17 protein-coding genes and 2 tRNA genes are annotated in these 17,260 nt (G+C 59.2%); 10 read left to right on the forward strand and 9 right to left on the reverse strand.

Annotated elements, in window-relative coordinates; all coding sequences use genetic code 11:
* Positions 1 to 14 precede the first annotated feature (14 nt).
* Both ppc and DXY31_RS08055 read left to right on the forward strand, forming a co-directional pair.
* Complete coding sequence (ppc, locus tag DXY31_RS08050) at positions 15 to 2,990, forward strand: phosphoenolpyruvate carboxylase (protein WP_371639245.1); 2,976 nt, start codon at positions 15 to 17, stop codon at positions 2,988 to 2,990.
* Positions 2,991 to 3,452, forward strand: coding sequence for an N-acetyltransferase (locus tag DXY31_RS08055; protein WP_114993293.1), 462 nt, complete (start codon positions 2,991 to 2,993; stop codon positions 3,450 to 3,452). It begins immediately after the preceding gene.
* 20 nt (positions 3,453 to 3,472) lie between these two features.
* Here the strand turns inward: DXY31_RS08055 and DXY31_RS08060 are convergent.
* Positions 3,473 to 3,546: transfer RNA gene (locus tag DXY31_RS08060), tRNA-Arg, on the reverse strand.
* Positions 3,547 to 3,629: 83 nt separating this feature from the next.
* On the opposite strand from DXY31_RS08060, the gene recF reads away from it, so the two are divergent.
* On the forward strand, positions 3,630 to 4,727 hold the full coding sequence (gene recF, locus DXY31_RS08065) for a DNA replication/repair protein RecF (RefSeq protein ID WP_244279650.1): 1,098 nt from the start codon (positions 3,630 to 3,632) through the stop codon (positions 4,725 to 4,727).
* Positions 4,728 to 4,756: 29 nt separating this feature from the next.
* On the forward strand, positions 4,757 to 5,239 hold the full coding sequence (speD, locus tag DXY31_RS08070; protein WP_114993295.1) for an adenosylmethionine decarboxylase: 483 nt from the start codon (positions 4,757 to 4,759) through the stop codon (positions 5,237 to 5,239).
* 7 nt (positions 5,240 to 5,246) lie between these two features.
* Here speD and larE read toward each other — a convergent pair whose 3' ends face one another.
* Complete coding sequence (gene larE / locus DXY31_RS08075; protein WP_114993296.1) at positions 5,247 to 6,095, reverse strand: ATP-dependent sacrificial sulfur transferase LarE; 849 nt, start codon at positions 6,093 to 6,095, stop codon at positions 5,247 to 5,249.
* A 60-nt stretch (positions 6,096 to 6,155) separates the two neighbouring features.
* Between larE and DXY31_RS08080 the strand changes: the two genes are divergently transcribed.
* Positions 6,156 to 7,352 carry a cob(I)yrinic acid a,c-diamide adenosyltransferase gene (locus tag DXY31_RS08080; RefSeq protein WP_114993297.1) on the forward strand — a complete coding sequence of 399 codons (1,197 nt, stop codon included), beginning with the start codon at positions 6,156 to 6,158 and terminating at the stop codon, positions 7,350 to 7,352.
* 15 nt (positions 7,353 to 7,367) lie between these two features.
* On the opposite strand, the gene moeB is transcribed toward DXY31_RS08080, so the two are convergent.
* Positions 7,368 to 8,531, reverse strand: coding sequence for a molybdopterin-synthase adenylyltransferase MoeB (gene moeB / locus DXY31_RS08085; RefSeq protein WP_114993298.1), 1,164 nt, complete (start codon positions 8,529 to 8,531; stop codon positions 7,368 to 7,370).
* Positions 8,528 to 9,043 carry a M67 family metallopeptidase gene (locus tag DXY31_RS08090; protein ID WP_244279644.1) on the reverse strand — a complete coding sequence of 172 codons (516 nt, stop codon included), beginning with the start codon at positions 9,041 to 9,043 and terminating at the stop codon, positions 8,528 to 8,530. Before DXY31_RS08090 ends, moeB begins: the two co-directional genes overlap by 4 nt.
* An 89-nt stretch (positions 9,044 to 9,132) precedes the next feature.
* On the opposite strand from DXY31_RS08090, the gene DXY31_RS08095 reads away from it, so the two are divergent.
* Positions 9,133 to 9,489, forward strand: a complete 357-nt coding sequence (locus tag DXY31_RS08095; protein WP_114993300.1) for a CAAD domain-containing protein — start codon at positions 9,133 to 9,135, stop codon at positions 9,487 to 9,489.
* 40 nt (positions 9,490 to 9,529) lie between these two features.
* Here DXY31_RS08095 and DXY31_RS08100 read toward each other — a convergent pair whose 3' ends face one another.
* Positions 9,530 to 10,411 carry a fructosamine kinase family protein gene (locus DXY31_RS08100; protein ID WP_114993301.1) on the reverse strand — a complete coding sequence of 294 codons (882 nt, stop codon included), beginning with the start codon at positions 10,409 to 10,411 and terminating at the stop codon, positions 9,530 to 9,532.
* A 35-nt stretch (positions 10,412 to 10,446) separates the two neighbouring features.
* Here DXY31_RS08100 and crtD point away from each other — a divergent pair, with 35 nt between their 5' ends.
* The gene (gene crtD / locus DXY31_RS08105; RefSeq protein ID WP_114993302.1) at positions 10,447 to 11,961 is read left to right on the forward strand and encodes a C-3',4' desaturase CrtD; all 1,515 of its coding nucleotides are present in this window, start codon (positions 10,447 to 10,449) and stop codon (positions 11,959 to 11,961) included.
* Here the strand turns inward: crtD and DXY31_RS08110 are convergent.
* Positions 11,945 to 12,865 (reverse strand): prephenate/arogenate dehydrogenase, encoded by a 921-nt coding sequence (locus DXY31_RS08110; RefSeq protein WP_244279652.1) that lies wholly within the window; start codon positions 12,863 to 12,865, stop codon positions 11,945 to 11,947. The genes crtD and DXY31_RS08110 overlap by 17 nt on opposite strands.
* Before the next feature lie 85 nt (positions 12,866 to 12,950).
* Here DXY31_RS08110 and DXY31_RS08115 point away from each other — a divergent pair, with 85 nt between their 5' ends.
* From DXY31_RS08115 to DXY31_RS08125, 3 genes are all read left to right on the forward strand, one after another.
* Positions 12,951 to 14,393 (forward strand): helicase, encoded by a 1,443-nt coding sequence (locus DXY31_RS08115; protein ID WP_114993303.1) that lies wholly within the window; start codon positions 12,951 to 12,953, stop codon positions 14,391 to 14,393.
* A gap of 40 nt (positions 14,394 to 14,433) precedes the next feature.
* Positions 14,434 to 14,673: a DUF2839 domain-containing protein gene (locus tag DXY31_RS08120; protein WP_114993304.1), complete on the forward strand. Its 240-nt coding sequence runs from the start codon at positions 14,434 to 14,436 to the stop codon at positions 14,671 to 14,673.
* A gap of 76 nt (positions 14,674 to 14,749) precedes the next feature.
* A complete protein-coding gene (locus DXY31_RS08125) occupies positions 14,750 to 15,094 on the forward strand; it encodes a DUF1815 family protein (protein ID WP_114993366.1) in 345 nt (114 codons plus the stop codon).
* Here the strand turns inward: DXY31_RS08125 and recA are convergent, their stop codons facing one another.
* The 3 genes from recA to DXY31_RS08140 all read right to left on the reverse strand — a co-directional run bounded on the left by recA (position 15,095) and on the right by DXY31_RS08140 (position 17,242).
* Positions 15,095 to 16,237: a recombinase RecA gene (gene recA, locus DXY31_RS08130; RefSeq protein ID WP_114993305.1), complete on the reverse strand. Its 1,143-nt coding sequence runs from the start codon at positions 16,235 to 16,237 to the stop codon at positions 15,095 to 15,097.
* 152 nt (positions 16,238 to 16,389) lie between these two features.
* Entirely contained in the window at positions 16,390 to 17,154 is a 765-nt protein-coding gene (locus DXY31_RS08135; RefSeq protein ID WP_244279646.1) for an HAD family hydrolase, read from the reverse strand.
* A gap of 16 nt (positions 17,155 to 17,170) precedes the next feature.
* Positions 17,171 to 17,242: transfer RNA gene (locus DXY31_RS08140), tRNA-Gln, on the reverse strand.
* Between the last annotated feature and the right edge of the window lie 18 nt (positions 17,243 to 17,260).

Consider the following 17,260-nt stretch of genomic DNA (forward strand, 5'->3'; position numbering starts at 1 on the left):
CCGACACGCTTTCAATGTCCTCCTCCCCCGCAATGATTCCTGCGAGCGATCAGCCCAGGGCTGCGGTGCAGGAATCATCCGGAAATGGCCATCTGCTGCAGCAGCGCCTGGCTTTGGTAGAGGATCTTTGGCAGACCGTGCTGCGCAGCGAATGCCCCGCCGAACAGGCTGAACGCCTGCTGCGCATGAAGCAGCTCAGTAATCCGGCATTACCCGAACCCACTGCCGCTAGCTCGGATTCCGTGGTCTTGCTGATCAGAGACATGGACCTGTCGGAAGCCATCGCAGCCGCCAGAGCCTTCTCTCTGTATTTCCAGCTTGTCAACATCCTCGAGCAGCGCATTGAGGAGGACAGCTATCTCGAAAGCATCGTCCGCTCAGAGGAACTGGTTGAGCAGATCGATCCCTTCACTCCACCGCTGGCAACCCAAACAGAACCCGCCACATTCAGTGAATTATTTGAGCGCCTGCGCCGACTAAACGTGCCTCCCGCGCAGCTGGAGACTCTGCTTCAAGAACTTGACATCCGACTGGTCTTCACAGCCCATCCCACGGAAATTGTGCGTCACACGGTGAGGCACAAACAGCGGCGCGTTGCCAGCCTCTTGCAACAACTGGAAACGGCATCAGAAGCCAGTCCACGTGAGGCGGACAGCATCCGTCTTCAGCTTGAAGAGGAAATCCGCCTTTGGTGGCGCACGGATGAATTACACCAATTCAAACCATCTGTACTCGATGAGGTCGATTACGCCCTGCACTATTTCCAGCAGGTTCTGTTCGACGCGATGCCGCAGCTGCGTCGCCGCCTGACTAACGCACTCTCCAACAGTTATCCCGATGTGCAGCTGCCACCACCATCGTTTTGCACCTTCGGCTCCTGGGTCGGGTCTGATCGCGACGGAAATCCCTCTGTCACCACAGACATCACCTGGCGGACAGCCTGTTATCAGCGTCAGTTGATGCTGGACCGGTACATCAGTGCCGTCCAGAGCCTGCGCGACCAGCTCAGCATCTCGATGCAATGGAGTCAGGTGAGTGCTTCCCTGCTGGAATCACTGGAAATGGATCGATTCCGCTTCCCGGAGGTCTACGAGGAGCGAGCCACCCGCTATCGCCTCGAGCCCTACCGGCTGAAGATGAGCTTCATGCTTGAACGGTTACGTCTCACAAAGCTGAGAAACGATCAGCTGGCGGATGCCGGATGGCGGGCTCCGGCTGAGAGTCCCCAGCCGTTTACCCCTGAGAGTCAACCAAGCGAAGCCCTGCATTACGGGTCTGTGGCGGAATTCCGCAGTGATCTTGAGCTGATCCGAACAAGCCTGGTCAGCACTGATCTCAGCTGCGAGCCCCTCGACACCCTGCTTACTCAGGTCCACATCTATGGCTTCTCGCTTGCGGGTCTCGATATTCGTCAGGAGAGCACACGTCACAGTGACGCACTGGATGAACTCAGCCGATATCTCAATCCAGATCACGCCTATGGAGATCTGAATGAGCAGGAACGCGTGCACTGGTTGCTGCAAGAACTGCAGACACGCCGCCCACTGATTCCTCCTGCCGTGGATTGGTCAGCCAATACAGCGGAAACGGTGGATGTGTTCCGAATGCTGCATCGGCTTCAGGACGAGTTCGGCAGCCGAATCTGTCGCACCTATGTGATTTCCATGAGTCACAGCGTTTCCGACCTGCTGGAGGTGCTGCTCCTGGCCAAGGAAGCCGGCCTCGTGGATCCCTCCTCCGGCCATGCCGATCTGCTGGTGGTTCCTCTGTTCGAAACGGTGGAAGATCTGCAACGCGCCCCCGACGTGATGGGAGAGCTGTTCCATACAACGCTCTACAGAAACCTCCTGCCTCGCGTCGGCAGCCAGGGGCTGCCTCTCCAGGAACTGATGCTCGGTTACTCCGACAGCAACAAGGATTCAGGCTTCCTGTCCAGCAACTGGGAAATTCACAAGGCCCAGATTGCACTGCAGGATCTGGCGGCAAGCAATGGAGTTGTGCTTCGTTTGTTCCATGGCCGTGGAGGTTCCGTCGGCAGAGGCGGTGGCCCTGCGTACCAGGCAATCCTGGCCCAACCGAGCGGCACGCTCCAAGGACGCATCAAGATCACCGAGCAGGGCGAAGTGCTGGCTTCCAAGTACAGCCTGCCTGAGCTAGCTCTCTACAACCTGGAAACGGTCACCACGGCAGTGGTCCAGAACAGCCTTGTGACCAATCAGCTGGACGCCACCCCGAGCTGGAACGAGCTGATGGCTCGACTAGCGAAATGCTCACGCCGCCACTACAGGGCCCTGGTGCATGACAATCCCGACCTGGTGGCCTTCTTCGAGCAGGTAACTCCGATTGAAGAAATCAGCAAACTGCAGATCTCCAGCCGTCCGGCACGGCGCAAATCCGGAGCCAGGGATCTGTCCAGCCTTCGTGCGATCCCCTGGGTATTCGGCTGGACCCAAAGCCGATTCCTGCTCCCCAGCTGGTTCGGGGTGGGTACAGCTCTCAGCGAAGAACTCCAAGCCGACCCAGAGCAGATGACGTTGCTGCGCACCCTTCACCAGCGCTGGCCTTTCTTCCGGATGCTGATTTCCAAAGTGGAGATGACACTCTCCAAAGTCGATCTCGATCTGGCCCGTCACTACGTGACCAGCCTTGGCAGTTCAAGCCATCGCGATGCCTTTGAGCGGATCTACACAACGATCGCTGATGAATACACACTCACCCGCGGCCTGGTTCTGGAGATCACCAGACAGGAAAGGCTGCTGGATGCAGACCCTGCACTGCAGCTTTCGGTGAACCTGCGTAACCGCACGATCGTCCCACTGGGTTTCTTGCAAGTTGCGCTGCTCAAACGTCTGCGTGATCAGAACCGTCAGCCCCCCATGAGCGAGTTTCCGAGCGATGGCGACGGTCGGACCTACAGCCGCAGCGAGCTTCTGCGCGGAGCCCTGCTCACCATCAACGGCATCGCCGCCGGCATGCGTAACACCGGTTGAGTGGCACTGCTTCCCTTTCGCCAACAGGCCGCCGTTCCACGGCTGCCGGAGCGCTACAGCGCGAGCATGGAGTTCGTTCCTGATGGAGCCAGCATCAATGCCCTGCTGGAAGACTGCGGCGATCAACCCCACCCTGTGGAACGGTGGCCGCTCGCACTGCAACGCAGCATCTGGCACCTGAGCATCCTCGATAGTGAGGAGCAACGGCTTGTGGGCTTCGTCAGAGCCACCACTGATCAGGCGCTCAATGCCAATCTCTGGAATCTGGCGGCCGCTTCAGGACCTGATCAATCCAGATTGCTGGCGGTGCTGGTTCAGCGTTCACTTGCCTGTCTACGCAGAGACCTTCCTGGATGCAGCATTTCGATTGCGGCACCTGCCCAGGCCATGGATGCTCTCAAATCACGCGGATTCATTCTTGATCCAGGCGGGATCAGAGCGATGGGTCTGCGGCTTCGATGACCGGTCAACCATTCTGTACACGAGCATGGAGGGACTCGAACCCCCGACCCTCAGAACCGGAATCTGATGCTCTATCCAACTGAGCTACATGCCCACGCGGCGGCTGGGAGAACAACCGCGCTCCAGTTACCTTAACCACACACCGCACCCGGACCGATTCGGCTTCTCCGGCTCGAACTGCAGGAGTTCCGCAACCACTGCAATCTGCAGCTGGTAATTGATGCGCCCCGTCTACTGGTGATCGGCAGCAACGGTGTCGGTAAATCCAACCTGCTCGAATCGGTAGAACTGCTGGGCAGCCTTCGCTCCCATCGATCCAGCCAGGATGCGGATCTAATTCACTGGGATGCCTCCCGCGCTCTGCTCAGAGCCACCTGCGTTGACGAGGATCTGGTGGAGCTCGAACTGCGTCGCAGAGGAGGACGACAGGCACGACGCAACGGCAAGGTGCTGCAGCGTCAAATGGATCTGATCGGGCCCCTGCGCTGCGTGGGGTTCAGTGCGCTCGATCTGCATTTAGTGCGTGGCGAGCCAGCACTGAGGCGTCAGTGGCTCGATCGGGTCGTGTTGCAGCTCGAACCTGTCTATAGCGACCTCATTGGTCGCTACAACCGACTATTGCGACAACGCAGTCAATTTTGGAGACGGGGTGGCCTCGGCACGTCGCTGGAACGGAACGTGCTGCTGGACAGCTTCGACACCCAGATGGCACTGGTGTGCACACGCATTCATCGCCGCCGCCGCCGTGCATTGGCACGACTGGAGCCCCTCGCCGCCGCCTGGCAGCAACGTCTCAGCCAGGGCCATGAACAACTGGAACTGCGCTACACGCCTGGAAGCATGTTGGAAGGGGAGGAGGCCGAGGAAGCCTGGAGGCTATCAATCGAGGAGCAATTACAACGTCAGCGACCGGAAGAGGAAAGACTCGGTAGCTGCAGGGTGGGACCCCATCGCGACGAAATCGACCTGATGCTCAATGGCACTGCAGCTCGCCGCTTCGGCTCTGCTGGTCAGCAGCGCACCGTGGTGCTGGCACTGAAGCTGGCGGAATTGGAATTGGTCGGAGAACTCTGTGGTCATCCGCCTCTGCTGCTGCTGGATGACGTGCTGGCGGAACTCGATCCAAGCCGCCAGCTCACTCTGCTGGAAGCCGTGGGTGATTCCCATCAATGCCTAGTGAGCGCAACGCACCTGGATGCCTTTGAAGGCCAATGGCGGCAGCATTCGCAGATTCTCAACGCCGATCACTTGAGAAACGGGATGAGAAAAAGCTAGGGTCTGGGGCCCTTTTCTTTGATGCCCTGATGGAGCAGACCCTGTCCTGCCTGCATCCCAACCCGGGATGGGACGACGCTTTGACCATTTCACCCCCAAGCCCCAGTCAGACGAGTGCGACTGACATGGTGGGAAAACATTGCATCCTTGAGCTCTACGGCTGCGATCAGCGCAAGCTCAACGACGAAGCCTTTCTGAGGGCCACCATCACGATGGCAGCGAAACGTGCTGGTGCCACCCTTCTCAACCTCACCACCCACCGATTCGAACCTCAGGGTGTGACCGGACTCGCCCTTCTTGCTGAGTCCCATATCTCCATTCACACCTGGCCTGAAAACGGATATGCAGCAGTGGATGTGTTCACCTGCGGAGACCACACCATGCCCGAATCAGCCTGTGAACACCTCAGGCAACAGCTGGGGGCAGCCAGCCATGCCATGCGCAGCTTTCTGCGTGAAACACCCTCGGCCGTGGCTGAAGCAGAACGAACACCATGTGGCCATGCCGGCTAACCAGCTCTCAACCGGGTATGACCCGGTTGAGTTTTCCACTCACCAACCCTTCCAAATCGAGGCTCACACTGGTGAAGCCAAGTTCGAGCATGACTCGAACCAATGAGTCTCTGAGCTCAGGAGCAAGTAGTTCGGCAAGCCGCTCCTGAGGAACCTCAATTCTGGCCGACAGGCCCTGGGATCGAACTCTCACACGAGAGAAGCCCCGTTCGATCAACCAAGCTTCCGCACGACCAACCTGTTTCAGGCGGTCATGGCTGATGGCTTCTCCATAGGGAAACCGTGAGGCCAAACATGGCTGAGCAGGCTTATCCCACCAGGGAAATCCCAGCGCCTTGGACAGTCGTCTCACGCAGGACTTGTCGATCTGCAGATCCGCCAGTGGAGAGCCCACCCCTGCTTCACTAGCCGCCTGAAGGCCAGGCCGATGATCGCCGAGGTCATCGAGATTCACACCATCGAGGACCCTCGCACCTTCAGCAGCCTCAGCAATGGGAGCGAGATGGCTGTGCAGCTCCCGTTTGCAGGCATAGCAACGATCCGTGGGGTTGCTGCTGTAGGCGGGGTCGTCGAGCTCCCTGGTTTCCACTTCACGGTGCCGGATTCCCAGCCAGTGCGCCTGCTGACGCGCTTCAGCAAGTAGATGAGGAGCAAGCGAAGGCGACACGCCAGTAATGGCACACGCGCAGTCGCCAAGCTGTTCCTGGGCGATGGCAGCCACCAAGGTGCTATCAACCCCACCGGAGTAGGCCACGAACACGCGATCACAGCCCAGGATCCATTCTCGAAGGCTCTTCAGACGAAGCTCGTCCTCCACCGACAAAGATTCCAGCAGGCGCAAAGTCTCGAAAGCCACTGCTGAAAATAGGAATATCGTTATGCTCCGATCGTAAGAAGCGCCATCTAGAAATTGACGATGGACGCAGTCCAGTCATCCGATAGCTCGAGCGGAACCCGACGCAACAGCAAGCCAGGCATCGGCATCGTCACAGCTGCAGACAGCCGTGAACGCAGCCTTGGCCAACTCCATGTCTACGACGGAGAGGGCAAAGGAAAAAGCCAAGCAGCGCTTGGAGTTGTGCTTCGCACGATTGGTCTTGGCATCTGCGAACAACGGAGAACCCGGGTTCTGCTGCTGCGATTCCTCAAAGGACCCGGACGGGCCTACGACGAGGATGCAGCGATCGAAGCATTGCAGCAGGGTTTCCCCCATCTCATCGATCAGGTCCGTACTGGACGGGCCGACTATTTCAACGCTGACGAAGCCACCAAATTTGACCAACAGGAGGCGCAGAGAGGTTGGGACATCGCGCGAGGCGCGATTGCCAGCGCTCTGTATTCCGTTGTGGTTCTGGACGAACTGAACCCGGTGCTGGATCTCGGGCTACTCGACATCAATGATGTGGTGAAGACCCTCTCTGCTCGACCAGAGGGGATGGAAATCATCGTGACTGGACGCGCTGCGCCCCAACCCTTGATTCAGATCGCCGATCTGCACTCTGAGATGCGCGCCCACAGGCGGATCGAGCACAAAGACAATTCGCTGATTCCATTCCCGTCACCGGGTGGAATCGAGATCTACACCGGCGAAGGCAAGGGGAAATCCACAAGCGCCCTGGGCAAGGGTCTCCAGGCCATCGGCCGTGGCATTAGTCAGGACAAAAGCCATCGCGTGTTGATCCTGCAATGGCTTAAGGGAGGCAACGGCTACACCGAAGATGCTGCGATCGCCGCTCTGCGTGAGAGCTACCCGCACCTGGTGGACCACCTGCGTTCCGGACGGGACGCAATCGTTTGGCGCGGTCAACAGGAGCCGATCGACTACGTGGAGGCCGAACGTGCCTGGGAGATTGCCCGAGCGGCGATCGCCAGCGGCCTCTACAAAACCGTGATCCTGGACGAACTCAATCCCACTGTCGATTTAGAACTGCTGCCGGTCGAACCCATCGTGCAGGCCCTGGTGCGCAAGCCTTCCGAAACCGAGGTGATCATCACAGGCCGCTGTAAACACCCACCGGCCTACTTCGATCTAGCGAGTGTTCATTCGGAAATGGTTTGCCACAAGCACTACGCAGAACAGGGCGTCGACCTCAAGCGTGGGGTTGACTATTGACGCCCTCCTACAGCCTCAGTAACGGGGAACTCCAGGATCCACCTGCTGCGACCAGGCATCGATCCCTCCAGAGACATTGGTGGCGTCGATTCCATGCTGCGATAGAAATTCGACCGCCCGCGCGGAACGTCCGCCCAGCTTGCAATGCACGTAGATCGGGCGATCGCCAGCAAGGCGGCGAATCTCGTCGATTGCCTCTCCATCCTCGATCCTTGGAAGCGGGATCAGTTGAGATCGAGGAATCACTGCCACATCTGCTTCAGAAGGATTGCGCACGTCAATCAGCACCAGCTCACCTCCGTCTTCCAACAATGCGCTGAGCTCCTTCACGGAAATGCTTCTCACGCTTGATGCTCCCTCAAAACAGCCGGAACCCTCGACGCTACAGAACGCCTCGTAGTCGACCAGGGCTGTGATAGGAGGGCGATGGGGTCGGCGCTGCAGACGGAGCTCACGGAAACGCATGGTCAGGCCATCCACAAGCAGCAGCCTTCCATCCAGAGATTCACCGATCCCTGCCAGCAACTTGATGGTTTCGGTCGCCTGGAGCAGCCCGATCAATCCCGGCATCACCCCAATCACACCTCCATCAGCGCAGGAGGGAACAAGACCCGGAGGCGGAGGCTCTGGAACCAAATCGCGGTAATCAGGTGATTGAGGGCCCTGATTGAACACACTGACCTGGCCCTCAAAGCGCTGAACGGATCCATACACCCAGGGCTTGTTGAGCAAGGCGCAGACGTCGTTGATCAGATAGCGAGTGGGAAAGTTATCGGAACCATCCACCACCAAGTCATGATCTTCGATCAGCTCGATGGCATTTGTGGTTGTGAGCCGACAGGCATGCTGTTCAACCCGGCAATGGGAATTGAGATCCAGGATCCTCTGCGAAGCGGAGTCCGTCTTGAGCTGGCCTAGGCCACTTTCTGCATGGATCACCTGTCGCTGGAGGTTGGAGACTTCCACGTGGTCATCGTCAACGATGCCGATGCGACCAACACCAGCCGCCGCCAGATACATCAATAAAGGCGAGCCGAGCCCACCTGCCCCAACACACAGCACCGATGCCGTTTTCAACCGCTGTTGGCCGATAGCCCCAAACTCCGGGAGTGTGAGGTGACGGGCGTAACGTCCTCGCTCCTGCGCACTCAGATCGGGATCTGGAGAGTGTTCCGTCATTGCAGCAGGAATGCGCCATCAGCACACGACTTCATAGTGTCTCCCACCGTTGCGTCGCTTTGGACAACGATTGAAAGAGCGCTGACAGACTTCCCGGGCACTCCCTCCTGACCGGGCCCTTGCAACCACCAGGCACGGACGCCGGCAGCTCCAGCATCAATGAGCACGACCCCCTCGCTGGCAGCCCATTGCCTGTCCATGGCGCTGGGCACCGGCTGGCCCCCAGGATGGGAGTGTGCACTGCCGAGAACCCGCCAACCTCTCTGACGGGACCACCGCTGGGCAGCGATTTGCTCACGAGGATCCAGGGCAAACCGTGATCGGCGCGAAGCAGAGACTGACGCTTGATCGCCATCTCCCGAGATCACATCGCTGACTCCGCCGAGACCAGGTCGCCAGACATTGCAGCAAGGCCATACACAGCGCACGTGCAGATCAGGTGCTGACTTCCCCAGCAGCAATGCGCAGCCCTCTTCCGGTGACACGGCCTTCAGTGAGGACCTGAGAATCATCAGACAATCGAGATCGATAAGGAGCCGGCATGGCATTCCAGTGATCTTGCCGATATCGTCGCGGAGTATTAGTAGCCAGCTTAGGCGTCATGAGCGACGAAACCACTACGCAGTCGACTGAAAGCGCCACTGGCGACAACGTCGCATTCGCCGAGCGCTACAAAGACGTGCTTGGCAAGGTGAACGAAACTCTCGACAAAGTCGACTGGAGCCAGGCTGGACGCATTGGCAAAGTTGTCGGCATTTTCGCCGCTGTGATCGTTGCCCAGATCCTGATTAAAGGAATTCTCGACACGATCAATTTGTTGCCTGTTGTTCCAGGCTTGCTGGAACTGCTCGGCGTTGTGGTTGTCGGACAGTGGAGCTGGAAGAATCTCACCACGAGCGACAAGCGTAATGCACTCGTTGCCCGAATCCAAACGCTGCGCAAGGAGTACTTGGGCTGAAGCTACTGGACCTGAGCCGTGAGACTCACGCTCGATCTTTTTAGAGCAAGGCGCGCCGCAGATCCTTGAGGATTTTGCGGCTTTGTTGTTGGTATCCACCGCCAAAAAGGTTGGCGTGATTCAGCAAATGATAAAGATTCAGAACTTCAATTCTGTGTTCTGCGCCATCCGGCAGCGGCCATTCACTGCTGTAGCCCTCCATAAATCGACGGGAGAAGCCACCGAATAGTCGGGTCATGGCCAGATCCACCTCGCGATCAGCCCACCAACTGGCTGGATCAATCAAGAGACCACGACCATCAGCCAGCACTGCTGCATTACCAGCCCAAAGATCGCCATGCACCAGACAGGGTTCAGGGGCATGACCATTGAGCCATGCAGCGATCGGTCGAAGCAGACACTCCCAGTCCTGCTCAGCTAGCCCCCACTCAGAGGCCAGGCAAAGCTGGGGCTGAAGTCTGAGTTGAGTGAAAGCATCGCCCCAGCTGTCACACCATCCAGAGGGCTGGGGACCCAAACCGATGAAGCCATCGTGATCCCAGCCGAAACGACCTGGTCCTCCCGCAGACGAGGCGCGATGCAGCCGCGCCAGCCCCCGACCCAAAGAGAACTGATCACCACTGTTCAGATCCCACCAAGCCATCACCAATGCTGACTTCCCAGACAGTGGAACACAACCCAGCACCTGGGGCACTTCGATCAAGGCTGGATCAGCCCAGTGACGCAAAGCCTGCAGGCCGGACTGTTCAGCCAGCAGGTTGGCCGTATGGGCCACCTTGACAAAGAGTTCCTCGCCATCATTCAGAGTCAGCCGCCAAGTGGATCCGACACTGCCGCCGCCCACACTGCGCAAACCAAACACCTCTCGCCCTTCAAGAAACTCAGAGGCAGTCGCCAGAGCCCGTTCCAGCTGATCACGCATCCACGCTGATCCAACTCTGCTGCCAGCATGCCGCGATGGAACCAGTCCAGGACGTGATCGTGATCGGTGGCGGCATTGCCGGTCTCACCGCCGCAGCCCTGTTGGCCCATGAGGGTTTGACCGTCACCCTGCTGGAGGCGCACCATCAGCTGGGCGGTTGTGCTGGAACGTTCCGACGGGGTCCCTTCACTTTTGATGTGGGTGCCACACAGGTTGCGGGACTGGAACCAGGAGGGAGTCATGCACGCCTCTTCCAGCACCTTGGCATCCGACCACCTGAGGCCGTACGGCTAGACCCTGGCTGCGTAGTAGACCTCAATGACGGGTCGCCTCCGGTGCATCTCTGGCACGATCCTCAGCGCTGGCGGCAAGAGCGCTGCCAGCAATTCCCTGGCAGCGAACGCTTCTGGCAACTGTGCAGCTGGATTCATCAGCAGAACTGGCAGTTTGCTGCGGCTGATCCAGTGCTGCCTGTTCGCACTGGCTGGGATCTTGGCCGCACCCTGGCTGCGCTGACCCCCGGAAATCTGGCTTGTGCCCCCCTCAGTCTGATGACGGTCTCCGATCTGCTGACACTCAGCGGATGCGCTGGAGACCGTCGACTGCGACGCTTCCTCGACCTACAGCTACGGCTGTATTCACAGCAACCGAGCGACCGCACCGCAGCCCTTTATGGCGCCACGGTTTTGCAGATGTGCCAGGCCCCACTTGGTCTATGGCATCTCCACGGATCGATGCAAAGCCTCAGCGACCAGTTGGCGACTGCCCTTGAACGCGATGGTGGGCGTGTGCTTCTGCGCCATCGCGCTCTGAAACTGGACCGCGACGACGAACAACCTGGATGGTCGATCACGGTTGAAGCGCCTGCGAATGCGCAGCAATGTCTGCGAGCCAGCGAAATCATCTGCAGCCTTCCGCCGCAATGCTTGCCAGCACTGATTCCAGACCATGAACAGATGCCCGACGAGTACCGCAAGCACCTGAACAGCCTGAAGGCGCCAAGCGGAGCGATTGTGTTCTACGGCGCTGTGGAACGGCATCACCTGCCAGACGACTGCCCTGGACACCTGCAGCGCGATGGAAACTCCCCCGGCTCACTCTTCTTGTCGATCAGCCACGACGGTGACGGTCGAGCCCCGACCGGCCAGGCCACCGTGATCGCCAGCGTTTTTACCTCCCCAAAGGGTTGGCACGACATGAATGAGAGGGATTACCAGCAGCGCAAACGGGAACTTCGCGATTCAATTCGACAAGACGTGAACGCCGCTCTGAACCTGCCGGATGACGCCTGGCTGCATCAGGAACTGGCAACTCCGAGAGGGTTCGCCCACTGGACTGGTCGTCCGAATGGCGTGGTGGGTGGTCTTGGGCAGAGCCCGGATCGCTTCGGGCCCTTCGGACTGGCCAGCCGCACACCTATTCCCCAGCTGTGGCTATGTGGTGATTCGATTCATCCCGGAGAGGGAACCGCCGGCGTCAGCCTGTCCGCCCTGATGGCATGCAGGCAATTGATGGCTGAACGAGGCCTGACCATCAGGATCGCGGCCTAGCAGGATCTGAAGGGGGCTCCAGGAAACCAGGACGCAGTGCACGGGTTTTTTCTAACTCCTGCTCAAGTTGGGCCCAATGGCCATTGAGGATTGCCTCCTCAAGCTGTTCGAGACTCCATCGATAGGCTGCAAGAGACTTCAGCAATGCAGAAGTATTGCGGCAGGCCATCGCCGTTCCCAGCGCTGGATTGCCGCCACCAACCCGGGTTGTGTCTGCGAAACCACTGGAAGCCAATTGACGCGCAAGATCACGCACGCGTGGATCTCTCTCCTCCCCGAGCACGCGAAGCAGTGCTGCGCTCACCATCACGGGCAGATGGGAGATCAGGGCAACGGCCTGGTCATGAATGAGCGGATCCGCACTAATCCAGTGCGCGCCGAGCGAGCAAGCCAAAGCTCTCACCAGCTTTAGGGCTTCGGGATCTGTCTCAGCCTCCGGCGTTCCAACCCAGGCGCGTCCTCTGAACAGACCACGGCAACCGGAGTTCACCCCTGACTCGGCAGTCCCTGCCATGGGATGAGACGCCACGAAGCGGGGATGGCGATCTCTCCAGACATCGAGGACGGCTCCTTTCACCGACCCCACGTCCGTGACCACCGCCTCAGACGGCAGGGCTTTGAGCAGCACATCTTGCGGCTGCAGCAAAGCCTCGAGCGGCAACGCCAGTACGACAAGATCACAGCCTTCGAGGCAAGCAGGGTCGCAACTGACTGCATCGACCAGCCCACGCTGGAGGGCACGCTCCGCTGTGGTGTCTCGATGCACGAGGCCCTGAACGCCGATCCCAAGGGCACGCAGATCAAGGCCGATCGAACCACCGATCAGGCCAAGACCCACAACACCAACCCTGCTGAAACCAGCCAGTTCTGAGATCCGCTCCTGATCCATCACCGCTGTCCGCATCCAGCCCATGTTGCTTGACCCTTGCAGGGATCGGAACAGCTCAGCCTGAACCGAGGAGTGTCCCAGCGGTTCTTAGGCTTGCCAAATGCTGGAAGTCCAGGCCCATCAGCAGCTCAAGCACCTGCTCAGGGGAGAAGCAGGTCAATGGGAGCACCAACTGACCCTGAGTCGGCTGGTGGGCCGAAGCCTGCGACGACAGGATCGAACCCGAATCCAACTCTCTGCGGGCAGCAGCGACCGCTGGTGGCTGGCCCTGCTGGTGCCCCTCAGTCTGCGCAGCCATCACACCGTGCTGGTTCTCGAGCCGACACAACAGCAGCGGCTGCTGCACGTTGAACGACCACGTCTGTTGGAGAGCGGCTTAAGGCTGGGCTGCTGGACAGGCTTTGATCCCCCGCCCGGAGACCAGATCTGGCTGTTAACACCTCAACAGCTCCTGGATGTCCAGCGCAGCGGACAGCTCCGTTCAGACGACCATCTGGTGATCCCGGAGGCGGAGTGGCTGCCAGACCGTCTTCGGCAAGCCATGACCGTGAAGATCGACTCCTGTCACTGGGAGGAGCTGCGAGCAGCATTTCCATCCGCTGGAGAGGGTTTGCTCGATCTGCACGAACGCCTGAGCCGGCAGCTTGTCGCCCTTGGAGGCGGAACGAATCGCGACCTCGCCATGCCCGAGAGCGCTCTGACCATGGTTTGCGATCTGCTGCAACTGCTTGGCCCAACCCCACAACCTTGGTGCCAGCTGGTCTCCATGGACCGAGCTTCATGGGCTAGTTGGGCTCGCGTGAATCCGAACACACTTCAGTGGAGCTGGCAGTTGCAGCCGCTGGAACCACTGATCACGCTGGAATCACTGTTTTTGATGCATCCCTGGACACTGATCCATGGAGATGGAGGCTGTCGTCGTCATGGCGAAGAGCCAAACAGCGATAGCGAGGAGCTGCGGATCGATCTGCGTGATGCCCCCCGTGCAGAACCTCTCCCGATCTATCTGCCGAGACGTCAGCCATTGCCGAATACGGAAATTTTCGCCGGCCATCTTCTGGAACAGAGCCGACGCCTGATCCTGGGCCGATCCGGATTGACCGTTGTGCTTCTGGATGCGCCCGGCCTGCGTCAGCGGCTCTGCAGCGAACTCGCGGCGGAGTTCGGCAGCAGGGTCACTCTGGAAAGCACGGCACCAGAGTCAAACGGAGTGATCTGCTGCAGCTGGAGCTGGTGGTTGAGCCATCAGCAACTACTGCCTGAACCGGAACAGCTGATTGCAGCGATGTTGCCAATCGCCAGCCTGGAGGACCCACTCACCGCAGCGCGCGTGGAGTCGCTGAAGCGACAGGGGCGTGATTGGTTTCGCACGCTTCTGCTCCCGGAAGCACTGGCGACCCTGATCCCTGCCATTGCCTCTTTGAGGCGCAGCGGCGGTCGCCTGGCCATCCTCGACGGCAGGGTGCGAGGACGCAGCTGGGGAGAGCAGGTACTGCGAGCCCTTGAACCCTGGGACTCATTGCAGAGACTTCGTCCAGACTGACAGTCACTTCTAGGCTGATCAATAGCTTGTGAGGCCTGAGATGGGAGAAGCACGACGCCGTGCCAGTCAGGGACTACCACCTCGCCAGCGCAAGCCCGACCCCAAAGACGCTGAGCGGTTTATCGCCTGGTTGCCGCTGACCCGCGCCCAGGGAGCACAGTTCGTGTCCATCACCACACGAGGCGCCTGGATCGGAATCGCAGCCCTAGTTCTGTTCTGGGTCGTGGTGCGCTTCATCGGCCCTGCTGCCGGATTCTGGACTCTGGCCGACAGCCCATAAAACCGGGAAAGCTCACCAGGAACCCTGAATTCAAAAGAAAACCTTTAGGGTCATTTGGACCTGGATGGTGTTCTTTGTGTTCCTCCGACTTTCCGAGCAGTACCGCTCGGTCGTCCACGATCTGGTCATGAGTTTGCAGGCTCTGGCAGCAAATCTCAGGAAACAGGGCATCACCGCAACCTGCTATGTCTGCGAAGACGGCCATGACGGAAGCGGAGCCTCATTCATGGCCGAACTGGGCGAACAGCACATGGTGCGATTTCTGGTCTCTGACTTCGGGATCAGCTGGGTCGAATCCCGCAATGGACGCGAACTGGTGAAATTCGAAGGCGCAGAAGCCATTCAGGAACTTCAGCGCATCGCAGGGAATCCTCAGAGAAGCCGCAGTGAATGCAGCTCCCCACAGATCCAGGAGGGCTGATCAGGCTGCGTCCTTCGACGGTGCAGCAACGTCAGCGGACTTGGCCAGAGGCTTGGCAGCTGCCGAACGTGCCGCAGCAGCAAGAGGACGCATGGAATTGGACGTCACTTCAGACCCTTCCGTCAGCTTCTGACGCACCAACACTTCGATGGCATCCTTGGCCTCCGGATTTTGTTCCAGCCAACCAATGGTGTTGTCACGACCCTGACCGATGTTGTCGCCTTCATAGCTGTACCAGGCACCCTTGCGAGTGACGACACCCGTCTCCTCAGCCAAATCGAGCAGACAACCCAGCGTGCTGATCCCCCGACCGAAGAGAATGTCGAATTCCGCGATGCGGAAGGGAGGAGCCACCTTGTTTTTGGCCACCTTCACCTTGGCGCGGATGCCGTACTCCTCTGTACCGCGCTTAAGCGTTTGAATACGACGAATATCAAGCCGCACTGAGGCATAGAACTTGAGGGCATTACCACCGGTGGTGGTTTCTGGATTGCCGTAGGTGACGCCAATCTTGAGACGCAGCTGGTTGAGGAAAATCACCGTGCATCCGGACTTGCCGATGTTGCCGGTGATCTTGCGCATCGCCTGGCTCATCAGACGGGCCTGACTACCCACGGCAAGGTCTCCCATCTCACCCTCGATCTCGGCACGGGGCGTGAGAGCGGCGACGGAGTCAACCACCACGATGTCAACAGCTGCAGACCGGACCAACTGATCCACAATCTCCAGCGCCATCTCGCCTGTATCCGGCTGGGATACCAGCAGATTTTCCACATCCACGCCCAGTGATGCGGCATAAACCGGGTCAAGAGCATGCTCGGCGTCCACAAAGGCTGCGACGCCTCCATTGCGCTGAACCTCGGCGATGGCATGCAAGGTCAACGTGGTCTTACCAGAACTTTCGGGCCCATAGACCTCAACGACACGCCCTTTGGGATATCCACCACCCAAAGCGAGATCAAGAGTGAGGGCTCCGGTGGAAATTGTTTCCACCCTCATCCGGGATGCGTCCCCAAGACGCATGATCGAACCCTTGCCGAAATTGCGCTCAATCTGACCGAGCACGAGATTGAGCGCTTTATCGCGCTCACCTGGGCGGAGATCTCCACCGGAGGATTGGGAGGCTTTCACGTCGGCTGGCATGGCTGAAACAGTTAAAGAGCAGAAGAACGCCGCAGGCAGCTGATCGGGACGGCGGATGAACCGACGCCTCGGTGAGATCAGAGACCGGACAGATCATCCAGTGCCCCGACCCAGGCCATCCGTCTCACGTAGTACAGATGTACGTTATCGAATCAGGGCCAGTCCGCCAAGGGGGCTTCGAACTGCTCTGGTCGCAGTAGGCGAATTGCACCGGAGAGATCCGTTGCATCAGTTGGTCTCAGATATCCCCAGCTGACCAGCCAGCAAGGCAAGGCTTCAAGACCTGGGGTGGCGCGAACGGCTTCCAGAGTGGGGCGACGGTCCTCAACAAAACCGCTCAGTTTCCAGTCGCAGGCAAGGCGGCGCAGCACCTCAGGCTTCGATCCCGACTCATGGCCATCCAGCCGTTCAGGGCTAAGCCCCATTGAGGCGAGCAGCTCGGCGGTGAAATCGCGTGCCTTTGTAGTCAGCACCGCCCAGGCAATGGTCTCTTCCGAAAAAGCATTCAAGCGTTCAGGCACGCCCGGATAGGGCTGATGCAAAGCCAGCCAGGCCTCACGATCGGTCCGCACTGCATCGGCCCGCACCGCTTCCAGCGTCTGCTGCAGCAAGGCAGGAGTCCAGCCAAAACGCTCCAGTGCAGCGGTGCAATGCGCCGCGTAGTCCTGCACAAACATCTGGACCCCTAACTGCTCGAGAGGACCACATTGCTCAGAGATCAATGCCGCGATCAGCACCATCTCCCAACCGTGATGAATCCAGGGCCTGAGCTGCCTGAACTGTGGAGGCGTGGTCTCAGGTAGATCGACAGCGGGATGCAGCCGCAGGCAGGCACGACGAGCACTCCACCAGTACTCGTTCATCCCATCCACAATCACGCCGTCAAAATCAAAGACAAGCAGACTGGGGGAGAGCACCGAAGTTCAAGAAAAACTGGGCCGCTAGGATTCGAACCTAGGAATGGCGAGACCAAAACCCGCTGCCTTACCGCTTGGCGACGGCCCATTAAATCCATTGTTGAGA

Origin of the sequence: Synechococcus sp. UW179A, from assembly GCF_900473965.1 — a bacterium.
GTDB lineage: Bacteria > Cyanobacteriota > Cyanobacteriia > PCC-6307 > Cyanobiaceae > Synechococcus_C.